The following is a 16,659-nucleotide window of genomic DNA, read 5'->3' as shown; positions in this document are numbered from 1 at the left end:
CGGCCTCCGGTCGGCGACCGCAGGGCGAAAGCGTGCGCGGAGTTCATGCCGGCAAGGCATCGAAGGCGGCGCGCACGCTGGCGGCGCGGTGCGAATAGGTGTGCGCCGAAAGCACGTGATCATAGGCCGCCTGCACGATGCGGGACCGCTCGGTCCGATCCTTGAAGCGCTCGATGGCGTCGCCGGCGTTCGAGAGGTCGGGCGATACGGCGACGTAGTGCTCGTCGGCCGTCAGGATGTCGTTGAAACGACCGCGGATCATGATCTGGCAGGTCTTGCTGCCGATGGCGTCGAAGTGGCGGGACGAGATCGCCTTGCCGTAGATCTCGGCTCGGCGTGCGGTGCGGAAAAACCGTTCGTCGAGTTCGGCGAAGGGTGTGTTGAAGTCGTCGATGATCTCGAACTTGACGGGGCCCCGCTTGAGGAGCGACCAGAGGCCGGCCTTGACGGACGATGGCAGGCGGCGCGCGAGGCGTCGCAGCGGGCTGGTGTTGCTGATGACGACACCGGATCGCCTGGCGCTGAGGTAGGCATGGATCCGGCCGACGAGGGCATCGTCGCGTTCGAGATACCAGCTGCCGGCCTCGCTCGAGATCGTTCCACGGCATTGGGCGAGGAATTCCGACCACTGGCTGCGATCGAGGCGGCGATCCTCGGCGACGTCGATGAGGAGGCCGTGATTGCAGGCGTACGTGCGGAAGAAATCGATGAGCCGGTTGCGATCGTCGTCGCCGAGGTAGTTCGGGTAGCGGTATCCGCGATAGCCGATGTCGAGGCGGCGCTGCTCGTCGGGCGGGCCGGGGCGGAAGGCGAAGGGATTGAGCGCATGCGGCACGGAGATGATACGGGCGCCGCAGCCCTGGTAGAGGAATTCCCCCGCTTCGCGCAGGAGTTGCGTTGCAATCAGGTCGCAACGCGCCTCGCCAAGGAGCCGCAAGCGCTCGACGGTCGAGACGTAGGGTGAGTTGTATTCGTTGCCAACGAAGCTCAGCAGCCGAGCCCGTCGCCGATTGCCGAGCACCGGGGCGATCGGCGCGAGGTAGTCGAGCGTGTCACCGTTGCAGGCATGCAGGATGATGACCGCATCGAACTCGTCCACCATCGCCGCCAGGGTCCTGGGGCGCAGATCGCGGACGTTCACCGTCTCGCATTCGAACTGTTGGCTGTTGCAGAAGGCGTCGCGCCAATCATCGTAGTAGGAGGCGCGATGGGGGTAGGTGAGAGTGAGCAGCAGAGTTCGCAGGACGCTCTGCCCCGTCGCCGATACCGGTCGCGCGCCAGATCCTGCGACGCTCAATCGTTCTCTCCTCGAAACGGCAGATCGATGTGGGGCCGGTTGCGGAATACTAGACCTGCCCGGCAAGGCACGAAGAGTATCGCGTCCTGGCGCGGCCGAGCAACCTCGAATGCCACTGCCCGGACTGCCTGCAATTCGCGCCGGCAGCGACATTCCACCTTGCCCGGATCGAGCGATGGTGACGGGTTTCAATGACCATAGATTCCGGCTTTGGGCAATCTCGGACGCCGGAGGTTCGGAAGGCTCCTCATGGTGCATCCCGGGTTGTGCCGGGCGCATGGCTCGCGCGGCCGGGAGGCAGGCCGAGGGCGCGCCGCTCGATCACCGTCGCCTTCAACATGGCGAAGACCGGACGGCCGACGGCAAGGCCGAGATCGGCTACAGCGGCCCGCGTGATGCGTGCCCGCAGGCGCGTGCCGCCGATGTCGACGAGTGTTTCGGCGAAGGCGGTCGCCGGCTCCTCCTCGATGCCGACGACGGTGCCGGCGAGGATGTTGCGCATGCTGACGCCGGCCGGGCGCTCGATGGCGAGACTGACGTCGCGGGCACGGATCCGGAGGCGAACGAGGCTCGCGACCGGCAATGCGGGCTCGGTCGTCGGCATCTCCATGGCCTGACCGCAGATTTCCAGCTTCGTCAGCCGGAAGACGGGATCGTGGCCGATGACGCGCGCCGTCACCGCGACGCCCGCCTCGAAACGACCCGTGGCCGGATGCAGGTCGAGGCGTTCGAGGATGTCCCCGGCCGGACCATGCGTCACGAGGCGGCCGGCGGCGAGAACCACGAGATGATTGGCGAGCCAGGCAACCTCGTCGATGGCGTGCGTGACGTAGATGACCGGCACGGCGAACTCGGTCGGCAAACGCTCGATATGGTGCATGATTTCTGCCCGGCGCGCGGTGTCGAGCGCGGCGAGGGGCTCATCCATGAGCATCAGGCGCGGACGCGAGAGGAGGGTGCGGGCGATGGCGACACGCTGACGTTCGCCGCCCGAAAGGGCCGTGCAGCGACGGTCCAGGAGGGGCGCAAGGTCGAGTGCCTCGACGACGCCGTCGAAGTGGATCGGGCTCGCGATGTGGGCCGAGCGGGCGGCCGCATAGCGCAAGTTGCCCGTGACGGTCAAATGGGGAAAGAGGCGACTGTCCTGGAAGACGACGCCGACGCCCCGGCGATGCGTCGGCATCCGGAGGCCGGCGGCGCTGTCGAGCCAGCTCTCGGAGCCGAGGCGCACGAGGCCCGACGCGCGCGGCTCGAGGCCCGCGATGATGCGAAGCAGCGTCGACTTGCCGCAGCCGCTCGGGCCAAAGAGCGCGGTGATGCCGCCGAGGGTGAAGTCGTGGGCGACCTCGAGCGCGAAACCCGGGAAGCGGACGCGGGCGTCGACGACGAGGCCGCTCACCGTTCACCCGCCTGGCGCGGCAGGCGCCCGTTGACGACGTAGACGACGAGCAGCGTGAGGAACGAAAAGGCGAGAAGGATGAGGGAAAGGCCGTGCGCCTCGGCGTAGTTTATCGTCTCGACATGCTCGTAGATGGCGATCGAGACCACCTTGGTGGTGCCAGGGATGTTGCCACCGACCATGAGAACCACGCCGAACTCGCCGACCGTGTGCGCGAAGGTGAGCACGGCGGCGGTGACGAAGCCGCGCAGTGCCATCGGCATGGCGACGGTGAGGAACGCATCTGTCGGAGAGGCCCTGAGGCTCGCGGCCTCCTCCATCGGTCCCGGACCGATCGCCTCGAAGGCCGTCTGGAGCGGCTGCACCATGAAGGGGAGCGAATAGAGCATCGATGCGATGACGAGGCCGGTGAACGAGAAGGTGAGCGTCTCGCCGGTCAGCCTCACGAAGGCGCCGCCGATGGGGGCGGTCGGGCTCAGGAGGATGAGGAGATAAAAACCGAGCACGGTCGGCGGCAGAACCAGGGGGAGTGCGGTGACCGCCTCGATGCAGGGTTTGGCGGGCGAACGCGTGCGGGCGAGCCACCAGGCGAGCGGTGTGCCGACGAGGAGGAGCGCCAGCGTGGTGACGAGCGCAAGGTGCATCGTCAGCCAGAGCGGGGCGAGGTCCGGCAGGCTCATGAGCCGGGGGCCGTCGCATAGCCGTGGCGAGCAATGACGGCGCGCGCCGGGGGGGAGGCCAGATAGGCGAGGAACGCGCGGGCCGCGTCGTTCGAGGCACCATGCGAGAGCAGGACCGCGTCCTGACGGATCGGCCGGTGGAGATGGCCGGGAACCTCCCAATGGCTCGAGCGGGCCGGGGCGCGGGGGCCCTTGAGCGCGGAAAGGGCAACGAGGCCGAGGTCGGCCGCCCCGCTCGCCACCAGGGAATGCGCCTGACCGATGTTCTGGCCCATGACGATGCGCGGTTGGAGGCGATCCCAGAGCCCGAGGCTCTCGAGCGTTTCGCGGGCCGCGCGGCCATAGGGCGCCAGTTCCGGGTTGGCGATCGCGAGGTGGCCGCGCTCGAGGCTGCGCAGTGCAGCCACCCCGTCGAGGGTGACGCGCGAAGGATCACTGCTCCAGAGCACGAGACGGCCATAGGCGTAGGCAAAGCGGGTGCCGGGGACGCCGGCCCCCTCGTTCTCGAGCCGCTCGGGCGTGATTTCGTCGGCCGAGAGCAGGATGTCGTAAGGGGCGCCGGCCTTGATCTGGGCATAGAGCTTACCCGTGGAGCCGGTCGTGATGCGCAGCTCGTGACCGGTCGAGGCCGCGAAGGCGGCAGCGAGCTCCGTCACGACGTCGGCGAAGTTGGCGGCAACGGCGACGAGGGGGCGCGCATCGGCGGCCCGGTCCCGCAGTCCCGAAGCTCCGACGGCGGGTGCCGCGAGCAGCACGGCGAGGGCGGCGGAGAGGACGGCCGGAAACCGCAGCGGCGCGGTCCGCACCAGCATCGACATGGCGGCCATGGCCCAACGCATGCGCCCACTCCGACATGTTTCACCGTACATATCGGCGACAAGAGTAACGGATGGCAGTGGGCCTGACAACCAATTGCCGCTGCTCGAATGATCGATCGTCGTGCAGGGTCCTCAGTTGTCGGATTCGCTGACCAGCATGGCGCGCAGTTTGGCGAGTTCATCGGCGATCGCCGCGTCGGTGATCTCCTCGATGCGCCGGTAGCAGGCGAGGACGCGGCGGCCCTCGTCGGTCAGTTGCGCGCCGCCACGGGCATTGCCGCCGCGTGAAGTCTCGACGAGGGGGGCCTTGAAGCAGGCGTTCATGGATTCGACGAGCAGCCACGCGCGCTTGTAGCTCATGCCCATGCTGCGCCCGGCGGCGGCAATCGAGCCCGCTTCGGCGATGGCCTCCAGCAGGTCGGCCTTGCCGGGTCCGATCGCGATGTCGGTTTCGAGGACGACACGCAGCCTCGCCCCGGTCTTCTTGTTGCCCGCTTTCATGGCGGAGCCATAGCCGGCCGCGGGGCTCCTGTCACGGGGGCGGGCGTGGGCGTGGCCGGGGGGCATCACCCACGGCAAATGCATACGGAGCACGCGTCGGCCTTGACGTCGCCCCGATTCGGCGCGACTGGTCGAAACATGTGTGGATTCCGCATCATCGTGGCCGTATCGGGGGCCATCGCGCTCGCCGGATGCTCCAGCTCCGGCAGTGGCGGGTTGGGTGGCATACTCGGCTCCAGTAGCGCGGATGTGCCGGCGACCCAGAGCGCCAGCCTGCCGCAGCCGGCCGCCGGGGCGCCAGCCGCGGTTCCTGGTCCCGCCACGGCGGGGCAGACGACCGCGCCAGGGCAACCGGGTCAAGCCTCGACACAGCCCGGTGCCAGCCAGCAGGCGAACGCGACCGCGCAGCGGCCGCGCGGGACGACGTCGTTCACCACGGGTCGCACGCCCGATGCGCCGGTCGTACAGCCGACACTCGTTGCGGCGCAACCGGCGGTGCCGGTCGCCACGGCGGTGGAAGCGCCGGTCGATCCCATGGCCAAGCCGATGCATGTCGGCTGGACCATGGCGCGGGCAAGGCACTGCGGTTTCTATTTCGAACCCGACAAGGTGCGCGCCGGATATCTCGCGTTCGAAGCCCGCAACGGTACGCCACCGGAGCAGCTCTCGAAGATCGAGCAGACCGTTCGCTTCACCGAGGTCTCCGTCGCCAAGCGCCTGCCGGAAGCGCCGGCCTACTGCACCGATGCTGTGCTCGGCGAAATCCGCGCCGATCTGCCGCCGATGGTCGCAGGCGATTTCACGCGGCCCCCGCGTGCGCCCAAGAAGAACGACGAGGAGGAGGCCGGCCTCCTCAGCTGGCTCTCGACGCCGGTCTCCAACAAGCCCAAGCCCTTCGACCGCCGCAAGGTCTTCGCGCCAGGGGACTCGAAGTAGTCCCTGCATGGTTGATCAGTTGCTATGGCTCGATGCGCTCGTCAAAATCGTGGCGGGCGCATTTCTCGTTTTCATCCCGCGAGTGTCGGTCGCGGCGTTCGGGCTGCCCAAGAGCGATCAGTCGTTCTATTTGCGGTTGATGGGTGCCCTCTTGCTGGGGATCGCGGCCGCGATCGTGGTGGGCGGTGGCGGTCGCTCGGTTGGCGGGCTCGGCGCGGCGGGGGCGGGGGTCATCAATCTCCTCGGCGCGGGCATGCTGTCGACGCTCTTGATGCTGCCGCGCGCGACGTTGGCGATGCGAGGACGGGTGCTGCTCTGGGGCGTCGCGGGCGTGCTGGTCGTGCTGGGCGTCGGCGAACTGCTGCTCGGATGACGGCGGCGAGGGCGTTGGAGCGCTGCGTCTTTCGGCATGGCGCCGGCCGGGTTTGGAGTGGTAGGAGGAGGCATGACGCCGTTCGACAGGCCTCCATCATCCGCATCCGCCGGCAGGCCTGACGTTTCGTTCGGCGGTGCTGGCACGGGCGCCGGCGCAACTGCGGGCGCGTGGCGATCACCGCTCGTGCTGCTCATGCTGCTCGCAGCGGCCATGCAACTCGCGCATCAGACCTGGTTCACTTTGCTCAACAACTTCGCGATCGGCGAGATCGACTTTTCCGGGCGGGAAATCGGCATCCTGCAGTCGCTGCGCGAGATCCCGGGGTTTCTTTCTTTCGGAGTGGTGTTCATCCTGCTCGTGATGCGCGAGCAGCCGCTCGCACTCATCTCGCTGGTGGCGCTCGGGCTCGGCACGGCGCTCGCCGGCTATTTCCCGAGCGAGTACGGCTTTTATGCCACCACCATGCTGATGTCGCTCGGCTTCCATTACTATGAGACCGTTGCCCAGTCGCTGGCGCTGCAATGGCTGCCAAAACACCGAGCGGCGCAGGACCTCGGGCGGATAGCGGCGGCCGGCTCGCTTGCCGCGCTGGGGAGCTATGGGCTCGTCTATCTCACGTTCGAATTGCTCGGTCTCGGCTTTGCGAACGTCTATCTGATCGCCGGGGCGGCAACCCTCGCCATCACGCTCATGGCCTGGCTCGCCTTTCCCATGTTCCGTCAGGAGGTTGTGCAACGACGCGAGTTGATCGTGCGCAAGCGCTACGGCCTCTATTACGCGCTCGTATTCATGAGCGGCGCGCGGCGTCAGATCTTCATCGTCTTTGCCGGTTTCATGATGGTCGAGAAGTTCGGCTATTCTGTTACGGCGATCACGACGCTGTTTCTCGTCAACCACGTGATGAACATGTTCCTGGCGCCGCGGATCGGGCGGCTCATCGCGTACATCGGGGAACGCCGGGCACTCATCATCGAATACATTGGCCTCGTCGGTGTTTTCACGGCCTATGCCTTCGTCGACGATCCGATGGTGGCGGCGGGACTCTACATCGTCGACCACGCCTTCTTTGCACTCGCGATCGCCATAAAGACCTATTTCCAGAAAATCGCCGACCCGGCCGACATCGCGCCGTCGACGGGTGTCGCATTCACCATCAACCATATCGCGGCGGTCTTCCTGCCGGTCGCCCTCGGTTATGTGTGGTTGCGCGATCCCTCCGCCGTCTTCCTGCTGGGGGCGGGTATGGCGTTTGTCTCGCTCATGCTCGCGCATCTCGTTCCGCGGGCTCCAGCGCCGGGCTCGGAAGTGGTGTGGCCGGGGGCGCCCGCGCCGGTGCGCCCGGCGGACTGAGCCGCTGGGAGGGGCGCTCGGCAGCCGACGCGTGCCCTCCCTGTCGCCCGTCACCTGCGGGGGCATCGGTGGTGCCGAAGCAACAATCGACAGCGTTCTGCTCGAGGCGCGCAAATCCGATTGTCAGTCGTTCAGCACCTGCCTAGCGTCGGTGCCGCAGGTGGCTGGCCGACGGGGATTGGGGCACGGCGGGCCCTGCGATGGGTTGCAGGGCAGGTTCCGGTCCGACGCGTCGGTGAGCAAGCGAGAGCGAAGCAATGTTCGACAGAATTCCAAGCGGTTGGCGAGAATTGAGGCGTGGGTGTCCGGTGGCGGCGCTCGGTGTCGCGTTGGCCTTGCTCGGAGGGTGTGCCAGCAGCTCGGAAAGCATCCAGGCATCCTATGTCAGCCCCGTCCTCTACCAGGGCCTATCGTGCGAACAGCTCGCGGCGGAGGCGCAGCGCGTCAGCTATGCGGCGGTTCGAGCCGCGGGCGAGCAGGACCAGAAGGCGACCTCCGATGCCGTCGCGACGGGCGTCGCGCTCGTGATCTTCTGGCCGGCGGCGTTGCTGGTGAGTGGCGGCGACGGCCATACCGCGGCCGAACTCGCCAACCTGCGCGGTCAGATGAAGGCCATCGAGGAAGCCAATCTGCAGAAGTCCTGCGGGCTCAACTTCACCCCAATGCAGCCGGCACCCGTGCCGAATGTGCCTTCGGCCCCACCGCGCTCTTCGACCTGATCCGGGCTTGGCCGTGGCCATCGCGAGAGCGATGGTCGACCGCTGATGCAAGCGAACGGTCCCGATGGCCACAATGCGTCGGGCAGCGCGTTTGCGCGCTAGCCCTGACGAAAGCCAAGAGACGGACTTTCGTCACGAAATCACCGCCCGATCGCCGCTGGCCTGACCAGCGCTCGCCCCGGCCGCGACAATCCGTTGTGCCAGGAACATTGCTTCATTGTTTGTTTGGGCAATTCGGCGATGTTTCCTTCTCATGGGGTGTGAGCGTTTTTCCAAATGGGCGGCATTGGCCGCGACATTACTGCTGGCGTCGTGCGGCGGCAGTCAGCCGTTCGTGTCGACCGATGCGCCATGGCGTGCCGAGGAGGAGCAGGCCTGTCTCCTGACGGGGGTTGCCGACCGGTCGCCATGGGTGCGCGAGCGGGCGGCACTCGGCGGGCCATCGGTCTGTGGGGCGATGCGCCCGCTGGCCGTGCACGCAACCGATGGCGGGCGGACTCGGCTCGCGCCACCGGCCACGCTCCGATGCCCGATGGTGCCGGCGCTCGATCGCTGGATGAACGAAGTCGTCCAACCGGCGGCTGTCCGCCATATCGGTGCACCGATCGTCGAGATGAAGGTGGCCGCCTCCTATGCCTGTCGGCCGCGCAACCATCAGGCGGGCGCCAAGCTCTCGGAGCACGGCTTTGCCAATGCCATCGATTTCAGCGTCTTTCGCTTTGCCAACGGCCGCGAGGTGAGCGTTCTCCAGGGCTGGCGCGGCCGGAGTGGTGAGCAAGCCTTCCTTCGGGAGATTCATCGCGGCGCCTGCGGCATCTTCACGACCGTGCTCGGCCCCAATGCCGACCAGGCGCACCGCGACCATTTCCACCTCGATCTCGCGCGCCATGGCAAGCCGGGGCGCACCTACTGCCGGTGACGCACGCGTGCCGCCGGCCGCACCTGCCGGTGGCGGGAGGGCCGGCGCGTGCTAGACCTCTCGGTATGAGCGAGCCAGGCACGCGGCGCGACAATGACCTTTCATGACGACGACGAGCCCCAGAAGCGAAGGGGCTATCATCATGGCAATCTGCGCGAAGCGCTGATCGCGGCGGCGCGCATGCTGATCGGTGAGAAGGGGGCGTCGGGCTTCACGTTCGCGGAGGCGGCGCGCCTGGCGGGGGTCAGCCCGGCGGCCCCTTACCGTCATTTCAAGGACAAGGACGACCTGCTGGCCGATGTCGCGCGCCAGGGGTTCGACCGCTTCGAGGCGGCGCTGCAGGCGGCATGGGATGGCGGCCGGCCGAACCCGCTCGCGGCGTTCGACCGCCTGGGGCGTGCCTACCTCCGGTTCGCCAGTGAGCACCCGGCCGACTATCAGGCGATGTTCGAGGCGGGAATCGCGATCACGCCCGGAACTCCCCTCGCCCACTCGTCGGACCGCGCCTTCAATGTCCTGCGCACGGCGGTGTCGGTGCTGGTCGAGACCCTGCCGGCCGCGAACCGTCCGCCAGTGATGATGATGAGCCTGCACATCTGGAGTCTGACGCACGGCATCGCCTCGCTGTTCCTCAGGGGCGACGGGGCGCGGCGCAAGGCGCCGATCTCGGCCGAGGAACTGCTCGAGTCGGCGCTGCTCATCTATCTCCAAGGGCTCGGGTTCGGGAGCGCCGGAGGTCCTCGATGAAGTTTGGGTGCGGCCTTGCGTTCCCGGGCCCTTGCCACCCGGCGGGTGTCATCGGTTGATCAGCCGCCAGAGCGCGTCCGCGTTGAGCGGGGTCGAGGACACCGGCACCTCGAGCGCATCGGCGACCGCATTGGCGATGGCGGCCGCCGGCCCGATGGCACCCCCCTCCCCGAGCCCCTTGGCGCCGAGCGGCGTCAGCGGCGTCGGCGTTTCGATGTGGTGAACCTCGATGGTCGGGATCTCCGGCGCGAGCGGCAGCAGATAGTCGGCGAAGGTCACCGTGCGGGGCTGACACTCCTCGTCGTAGACGAACTGCTCGAACATCGCCGAGCCGATGCCCTGCACGATGCCGCCGCGCACCTGACCATCGACAACGAGCGGGTTGAGGATGCGTCCACAATCCTCGACGGCGATGAAGCGCTTGAGGCGCATCTTGGCGGTTGCGAGTTCGATCTCGACGACCGCGGCGTGCACCGCATTGGAATAGGTTCCGTCTCTCGGGCCATCGAGGGAGCATTGCGCCTCGAGTCCGGGCGCCATGCCCTTAGGCAACCGGTCGACGTTACGGAGTGCGGCGCGCGTGAGCCGCGCGATCGGAATGTGACGGTCGGGTGCGGCGGTCACGAACGCGCGCCCGCCGCCGAGCGTGATCTCCCGCTCGGACGCCTGGAGGAGGTGGGCAGCGATCGCGCGGAGTTTTTCCGCGATTTCACTCGCCGCGACGTGCACCGCGCCGCCGCCGAGCGGGCCGCCGCGACTGCCCCACGTGCCGACCGAATAGGGGGTGGTGAGGGTGTCGCCGTGACGGACGTGAACGTCCCCTGGGGCGATGCCGAGGGCGTCGGCGGCGACTTGCGCCATCACCGTCTCGTGGCCCTGGCCATGACTCTGCAGGCCGATGTCGACGACGGCGCCACCATCCGGTGTCATCGCGACCCGGGCGGCGATGTAGCCGGTTTCGATGGGCACGCGGCGGCGCGTGAAGTCGGGCGTGCCGTGGGCGCTCTGTTCGATGAAGCACGCGATGCCGACGCCGACCCTGCGCTCGGGGTGCCCCCTGAGGCTGGCTGCCTCGGCGATGTCGTCGGCGAGAAGTTCGCGCGCCTTTTCGAGGCACTCGGCATAGGAGCCGGGGTCGTAGGTGAAGCCGAGCGCGTTGGTGTACGGAAAAACACGCACGACGTTGCGCAGCCGGAGCTCGATTGGATCGATGCCGAGTTCATCGGCGATGTCGTCCATCAGGCGTTCCTGGGCAAAGACCGCCGACGGCCGGCCGACACCGCGATAGGTGCCGATCGGGCATTTGTTGGTCGCGAGGGCGCGGAACGTCGCCTCGTAGTGCTGGAAGTCGTAGGGGCCCGGCATGACCTTGGCCGCCATGCCGGGATCGCCCGCCGCCGTGAAGGGGAAGGTCGAATAGGCGCCGACGTCGACGCTGATATCGGCCTTCAGCCCGAGGATGCGCCCGTCCGCGGCGACGTAGGCCTCGAGCGTGTGGCGGTGGTCGCGGGCGTGGATGCTGGCGAGGAGATGCTCGCGGCGATCCTCGATCCATTTCACCGGCCGCCCGGTCTCGAGCGCGAGCCAGGCGACAAGCACTTCCTCGGAAAAGACCTGTCCCTTGACGCCGAAGCCGCCACCGACGTCCGGGGCCACGACCCGGAGGCGCTGTTCGGGGAAGCCGAGTTCCTCGGCAATGTAAGTACGCACGAGGTGGGGGATTTGTGTCGAGGACCAGACGGTGAGGAAGCGGTCGGCGGGATCGTAGCGGGCGACGACGCCGCGCCCCTCCATGGGCACGCCGGCCTGGCGGTGCGTCGAATACGTGCGGCGGATGATGTGGGCGGCGGCGGCGCGGGCCCTTTCGATATCGCCTCCCTTCATCTGGCGCTCGACGAAGACGTTGCCATTCCAGCCATCGAATAGCGGCGGGCTGGCCGGATCGAGCGCGGCCTCCATGGAGGCCACGACCTCGAGGGGATCGTAATCGACGAACACGAGTTCGGCGGCATCCTCGGCGATGTAGGGATCGTCGGCGAGGACGGCGGCCACCGGTTCGCCGACGAAGCGCACGCGGTCCCGGGCGAGCAGCGGCTGCTCGGAATACTGGAACTCGGGTACGTCCTGGTGCGCCTTGATGGCGAGCCCGCCGATGTCGGCACCGGTGAAGACGCGTGTCGGGTGTTGGAGATCGCCGAGCGCGCCGATGTCGATGCCGAGGATGCGGGCGTGGGCCATCTCCGCGCGCACGAAGCGCAGGTGCAGCATGCGGGCAAGGCGGATGTCGTCGATATAGCGTGCGCCACCGGAGAGGAGGCGCGTGTCCTCGATGCGCTCGACGCGTGCGCCGACGTGTCTCGGGCGATCGGCGGCCGTGGTCATGCTGGTGCTCCAGTTCCTATCCGTTCGGCGATCGCCTGGCGAACCGCCTCGACAATCCCCTGATAGCCGGTGCAGCGGCAGATGTTCCCGCTCATCGCATCGCGGATTTCATTCTCGTCGGGCAAGCGGTTCTCGGTCGCCATGGCCTCGACGAAGGGCGCGAGCGTCATGATGAAGCCGGGGGTGCAATAGCCGCACTGGAGAGCATGCGCGCGGCGAAACGCCTGCTGCAAGGCGTGCTCCGCCGCCGGGCCCCCGATATCCTCCACGGTTCGGACCGACTTCCCGTCGCACTGGACGGCGAAGGTCAGGCAGGACAGCCGTGGCACGCCGTCGACATGGACCGTGCAGCAGCCGCAGGAGCCCTGGGCACAGCCGATGTGGACGCCGGCAAGGTCGAATTCCTCGCGCAGGACATCGGCGAGGAGACGCCTCGCCTCGACCCTGAGGCTGCGCCGGTCACCGTTCACGACGAGCGTGATCTCGATCATCGTCCCTCCCTCGTGCGTTCGCCGGCCGAGGCGAGCGCGCGTGCGAGCAGCGCCGCGATCAGCCTCCGCCTGTGGTCACTCGTTGCAACGATGTCACCGGGCGGCGCGAGGGTTGCGGTGAACGCATCGATCGCGCTCCCGGCAACGGCGAGCGCGGTGACCGACTGGCCGGCGAGCGCTGCCTCGAGGCCCGGCGCGCGGATCGGAATCTGCGATGCTCCCGAACAGGCAATGGCGATTTTTCGAATGGTGCCGGCCTCTTCTTCCATCACCACCGCAACGGCGGCGATCGCGAAATCGCCGCGCCGCTCGCTCATCTCGAGGAAAGCGCCGAAGGGTCGCGAGTTGGGCAGCGTGAATTCGACGTGGGTCAGCATCTCGCCGGGCTCGAGGGCGGTCTCATAAGCGCCGCGGAAAAAATCCGCGCTGGCGATGCGGCGTGTCCCACGCAGGGAGGCGGCAACGATCGTGGCATCGTGCAAACGGGCAAGGAGTGGGAGTTCGGCGCTCGGGTCGGCGTGCGAGAGGCTGCCGCCGGTCGTGCCGTTGCGTCTGATGGTCGGATGGCCGATGCAGGCGACTCCTTCCCGGATAACGGGGAAATATCGGGCAACGAGGTCGTCCCGCAGGTAGCGCTCGTGGCGCACCAGCGCACCGATCCGGATCACGTCACCCACCTGCTCGATGCCCTCGAGGGGGAGATCATTGATGTCGACGAGGTGACGGGGGCGGGCAAGCCGGAGGTTCATCATGGCAACGAGGCTCTGTCCGCCCGCCAGTGGCCGGCCATCCTCGCCGTGCTCTGCCAGGAGCGCGAGTGCGTGCTCGAGGCTGGTTGCCCGATGGTAGGCGAATGGCGCTGGCCTCATGCTGGTTCCCGTCCGGTCGCCCGATCCCCTGCGCGCGGGATCAGGCCTCCCAGGAATATGCCCGGTGCCCGATTGTGCGCCAGACGAAGTTAGTCAGCGCTCGTTTTGTATGCAATGATAAATGCATTGTAGACACAAGCCGCGAGGGCGTTCTAGGCTGTCCTCCGCGCCGGCGCCCTGCTCGGGTTGGTCGGAGCCGCGGTTCGCCCGTCTTCATCGGGGAGGAACGAATGGAGGATGGAATGAGGATATTGGCTAGGAACGCCCTGCGGGCTCTGGCTGTCGCCGTCGTTGCCGGCAGCGCCACGGCGGCCTTCGCGGAAACGGTTACGCTGCGGATGATCGGGTCCTTCCCGATCGGCCCCTCACCGACCGCCGAGATCGGCAATCAATTCATGCAGGCCGTGAACAGGCTCGGCGCCGGCAAGGTGGAGATCAAGTACATCGGCCACTCCGACGTCATCCCGACGTTCGACCAGCCCGAAGCGCTCGTCAACGGCGTGTTCGACGTCTGGTACGGCGCGCCGAACTACTGGGCGGGCGTGGTGCCTGGGGGCGACGTCACCGAGATGTCGTCGATGAAGATCGCCGACGGTGGTCCCGGTCACGAGATGTACCAGTATCTCGTCGATCTCTTCGCCAAGAAGGGCGTTCGCTATCTTGCGCACGCGGCCGCGGATGTCGGTGTCGGCACACATTTCCTCTCGACGAAGTTCCCGGTCGCCTCGATCGACGATCTGCGTGGCAAGAAGGTGCGCGTCGCACCACTCCTGCGCCACTTCGTCCAGGCCTCCGGCGCCGAGCCGATCACCCTGCCGCCTGCCGATATCTTCCTTGCGATCGACCGTGGCACGGTCGACGGATTCACCTGGCCGGTTGCCGACGGATACACCCGCAACGGCTGGCAGACGGTGACCAAGTACCTGGTGAACCGTCCGATGTACCGCAGCGGGGCCGGGCTCGCCATGAACCTCGCCAAGTGGGATTCCCTCTCCAAGGAAGTCCAGGACATCCTTCTTGCGGCGGTCGTCGAGGCGCAAACCTTCGCCCAGGACTGGTTCCTCAAGAACGAGCAGGAGCAGATGAAGCTGATGCGCGAAGGCGGGATGGAATTCATCACGCTCTCCGACGAGGCTGCCGCCAAGTGGAACGAGGTCGCGCGCAGTGCGCTCTGGACCTACTACAAGGGCATCATGACGCCTGAACAGGTCGAGACCGTCGCCCGCATCCTCGAGATCAAATAGCTGGCGGACAACGCAAGTTGCTGCCGCGGGCAACCAGCCCGCGGCCGCGGTCACCACCGGCGACGGTCCCGCGAGGGGGAGGGGAACAGCGTATCATGCGGATCGTTGAAAGGATCTATGATCGGATCGTGGATCTGCTCGCCGTCGTCGCCGCCGTCTTGCTCATTGCGGTGATGCTCGCCACGGTCTTCAAGGTGGCGCTTCGAGGATTATTCGGTGAGGGGATAATCGGCGTCGACCAGTTGAGCGGAACGGCGATGGTCTACATGACCTTCCTCGGCGCCATCTGGGTCCTGCGCAACAACGGACATGTCTGCGTTGACATCCTCATCGGCAATCCACACGGGGGCAGGACGCGCGGGCTCATCTTCATGAGTTCCCTCATCGGCGCCGCGATCTGCTTTTGTGTCGCCTGGTTCGGGGTGGGCGCCGTGCAACTCTCGATCGCACGCGGGGTGATGGTGGCGACCGAACTCGAGCTGCCGCGCTGGATCGGGCTCATCCCCATACCGATCGGCTGCTTCCTGCTGGGCATCGAGTTCCTTCGCCGGGCGCGCGATGCGTGGTGTGGCCAGGGGCCGCATCTCGCGCCCCCCCACATCGAGCAGTGACCGTCATGGAGTGGTGGATCCATCTGCTTGCATTCTTTTCCGGCCTCGCGGTGCTGCTGCTCATGGGGCTGCCGGTGGCCTTCGCTTTCCTCGTCGTCAACGTCGTCGGGGTCTATTATTTCTGGGGCGGCGTTTCGGGTCTCAATCAGATCATCCTCAGCATAGAAAGCTCGATCTCGACCTTCGTGCTGGTGCCGATCCCGATGTTCGTGCTGATGGGCGCGATCATGTTCCATTCGGGCATCGCCAGGAAGATGATCGAGGTGCTCGACCATTGGATAGGCTTCATCGCCGGGCGCCTCGCGGTTCTCGCGATCCTGACAGGGGCGGTGCTCGGGGCGCTGACGGGCGTGGCAATGGGCAGCGTCGCGATCCTCGGCTCGACCCTCCTGCCGGAGATGAAAAAGCGGGCCTATGCCAAGTCGATGTCGATCGGGCCGATCCTGGCGAGTGGCAGTCTCGCCATTCTCATCCCTCCAAGCACGCTGGCCATCGTGCTTGCGAGCCTCGGCGGGTTCTCGGTCGCCAAGATACTGATCGCGATCATCGTCCCGGGTCTGATGCTCGCGGTGATGTATGCGACGTACATTCTCGTCAGGTGCACGCTCAATCCGGAGCTGGCGCCTGCCTACGAGGTGCCCGAGGTGCCGATGGGCCAACGCCTTCGCGAGACTTTCGTGCACCTGCTGCCACCGGTCTCGATCATCGTCTTCGTCATCCTTTCGATCTTCTTCGGGGTGGCGACGCCGACGGAGGCCGCGGCCATCGGCACATTTCTCACTTTCGTGCTCGCGGGGCTATACGGCCGCCTCAACTGGCAGGTGCTGCGCACCGGCATCGGTTCGGCGACGGCCCTTTCCGTTATGGTGATGATCATCCTGACCGGCTCGGCCGCGTTCAGCCAGCTGCTCAGTTTCTCGGGTGTTACCTCGGCGGTGACCAAACTCGCGACCGGGCTCCCCGTGGACCCGATCGTGCTCTTCATACTGATGCAGTTGGTCGTGATCATCCTCGGCATGTTCCTCGAGCAGACCTCGATCGTGCTCGTGACGATGCCGATTTTTCTTCCCATCATCAAGGCGATGGGCTGGGATCCGATCTGGTTCGGAACGGTCATGATGCTCAACCTCGAGATGGCAACGATAACGCCCCCATTCGGGCTTTCCCTCTTCGTCATGAAGGGAATCGCGCCAAGTGGCGTCACCATCATCGACATTTACAAGGCGGCGTTGCCGTTCATCGCGATCAACCTCGTCCTGATGGCGTTGATGATCTTCTATCCACCGCTCGTTCTCTGGCTGCCGGGGCTGATGAATTGAC

General features: G+C 66.8%; 17 protein-coding genes. 9 read left to right on the top strand and 8 right to left on the bottom strand.

Annotation, left to right across the window (positions count from 1 at the left end; genetic code table 11):
• Positions 1-43: 43 nt before the first annotated feature.
• From GC150_09325 to GC150_09305, 5 genes are all read right to left on the bottom strand, one after another.
• Positions 44-1,576 carry a glycosyltransferase gene (locus tag GC150_09325; protein ID MBI1385097.1) on the bottom strand — a complete coding sequence of 511 codons (1,533 nt, stop codon included), beginning with the start codon at positions 1,574-1,576 and terminating at the stop codon, positions 44-46.
• On the bottom strand, positions 1,545-2,696 hold the full coding sequence (gene modC, locus GC150_09320) for a molybdenum ABC transporter ATP-binding protein (protein MBI1385096.1): 1,152 nt from the start codon (positions 2,694-2,696) through the stop codon (positions 1,545-1,547). Before modC ends, GC150_09325 begins: the two co-directional genes overlap by 32 nt.
• Positions 2,693-3,376, bottom strand: a complete 684-nt coding sequence (modB, locus tag GC150_09315) for a molybdate ABC transporter permease subunit (protein ID MBI1385095.1) — start codon at positions 3,374-3,376, stop codon at positions 2,693-2,695. The genes modC and modB overlap by 4 nt, the downstream gene beginning before the upstream one ends.
• Positions 3,373-4,203 carry a molybdate ABC transporter substrate-binding protein gene (gene modA / locus GC150_09310; GenBank protein ID MBI1385094.1) on the bottom strand — a complete coding sequence of 277 codons (831 nt, stop codon included), beginning with the start codon at positions 4,201-4,203 and terminating at the stop codon, positions 3,373-3,375. Before modA ends, modB begins: the two co-directional genes overlap by 4 nt.
• A gap of 123 nt (positions 4,204-4,326) precedes the next feature.
• Positions 4,327-4,695, bottom strand: coding sequence for a LysR family transcriptional regulator (locus GC150_09305; protein ID MBI1385093.1), 369 nt, complete (start codon positions 4,693-4,695; stop codon positions 4,327-4,329).
• Between the two features lie 138 nt (positions 4,696-4,833).
• Between GC150_09305 and GC150_09300 the strand changes: the two genes are divergently transcribed.
• The 6 genes from GC150_09300 to GC150_09275 all read left to right on the top strand — a co-directional run bounded on the left by GC150_09300 (position 4,834) and on the right by GC150_09275 (position 9,742).
• A complete protein-coding gene (locus tag GC150_09300) occupies positions 4,834-5,631 on the top strand; it encodes a hypothetical protein (protein ID MBI1385092.1) in 798 nt (265 codons plus the stop codon).
• Positions 5,632-5,638: 7 nt separating this feature from the next.
• Positions 5,639-6,004: a hypothetical protein gene (locus GC150_09295; protein ID MBI1385091.1), complete on the top strand. Its 366-nt coding sequence runs from the start codon at positions 5,639-5,641 to the stop codon at positions 6,002-6,004.
• Positions 6,005-6,199: 195 nt separating this feature from the next.
• Entirely contained in the window at positions 6,200-7,357 is a 1,158-nt protein-coding gene (locus GC150_09290; protein ID MBI1385090.1) for an MFS transporter, read from the top strand.
• 257 nt (positions 7,358-7,614) lie between these two features.
• On the top strand, positions 7,615-8,076 hold the full coding sequence (locus GC150_09285) for a hypothetical protein (GenBank protein ID MBI1385089.1): 462 nt from the start codon (positions 7,615-7,617) through the stop codon (positions 8,074-8,076).
• A 253-nt stretch (positions 8,077-8,329) separates the two neighbouring features.
• Positions 8,330-8,995, top strand: a complete 666-nt coding sequence (locus GC150_09280) for an extensin (protein MBI1385088.1) — start codon at positions 8,330-8,332, stop codon at positions 8,993-8,995.
• Positions 8,996-9,088: 93 nt separating this feature from the next.
• Positions 9,089-9,742 (top strand): TetR family transcriptional regulator, encoded by a 654-nt coding sequence (locus GC150_09275; protein MBI1385087.1) that lies wholly within the window; start codon positions 9,089-9,091, stop codon positions 9,740-9,742.
• 48 nt (positions 9,743-9,790) lie between these two features.
• On the opposite strand, the gene GC150_09270 is transcribed toward GC150_09275, so the two are convergent.
• The 3 genes from GC150_09270 to GC150_09260 are packed head-to-tail and all read right to left on the bottom strand — an operon-like array spanning position 9,791 to position 13,484.
• Positions 9,791-12,124 carry a molybdopterin-dependent oxidoreductase gene (locus tag GC150_09270; GenBank protein MBI1385086.1) on the bottom strand — a complete coding sequence of 778 codons (2,334 nt, stop codon included), beginning with the start codon at positions 12,122-12,124 and terminating at the stop codon, positions 9,791-9,793.
• On the bottom strand, positions 12,121-12,615 hold the full coding sequence (locus GC150_09265) for a 2Fe-2S iron-sulfur cluster binding domain-containing protein (protein ID MBI1385085.1): 495 nt from the start codon (positions 12,613-12,615) through the stop codon (positions 12,121-12,123). Before GC150_09265 ends, GC150_09270 begins: the two co-directional genes overlap by 4 nt.
• Positions 12,612-13,484, bottom strand: coding sequence for a xanthine dehydrogenase family protein subunit M (locus GC150_09260; GenBank protein MBI1385084.1), 873 nt, complete (start codon positions 13,482-13,484; stop codon positions 12,612-12,614). The genes GC150_09265 and GC150_09260 overlap by 4 nt, the downstream gene beginning before the upstream one ends.
• On the opposite strand from GC150_09260, the gene GC150_09255 reads away from it, so the two are divergent.
• The 3 genes from GC150_09255 to GC150_09245 all read left to right on the top strand — a co-directional run bounded on the left by GC150_09255 (position 13,469) and on the right by GC150_09245 (position 16,658).
• Entirely contained in the window at positions 13,469-14,728 is a 1,260-nt protein-coding gene (locus GC150_09255; GenBank protein MBI1385083.1) for a hypothetical protein, read from the top strand. The genes GC150_09260 and GC150_09255 overlap by 16 nt on opposite strands.
• Before the next feature lie 95 nt (positions 14,729-14,823).
• Positions 14,824-15,339, top strand: a complete 516-nt coding sequence (locus GC150_09250; GenBank protein MBI1385082.1) for a TRAP transporter small permease subunit — start codon at positions 14,824-14,826, stop codon at positions 15,337-15,339.
• A 5-nt stretch (positions 15,340-15,344) separates the two neighbouring features.
• Entirely contained in the window at positions 15,345-16,658 is a 1,314-nt protein-coding gene (locus GC150_09245) for a TRAP transporter large permease subunit (GenBank protein ID MBI1385081.1), read from the top strand.
• The last annotated feature ends 1 nt before the right edge of the window (position 16,659 follow it).

The organism is Hyphomicrobiales bacterium (assembly GCA_016125495.1).
GTDB lineage: Bacteria > Pseudomonadota > Alphaproteobacteria > Rhizobiales > RI-29 > RI-29.
Note: the sequence above shows the minus strand (reverse complement) of the source record. Positions and strands in the feature narration are given on the sequence as shown.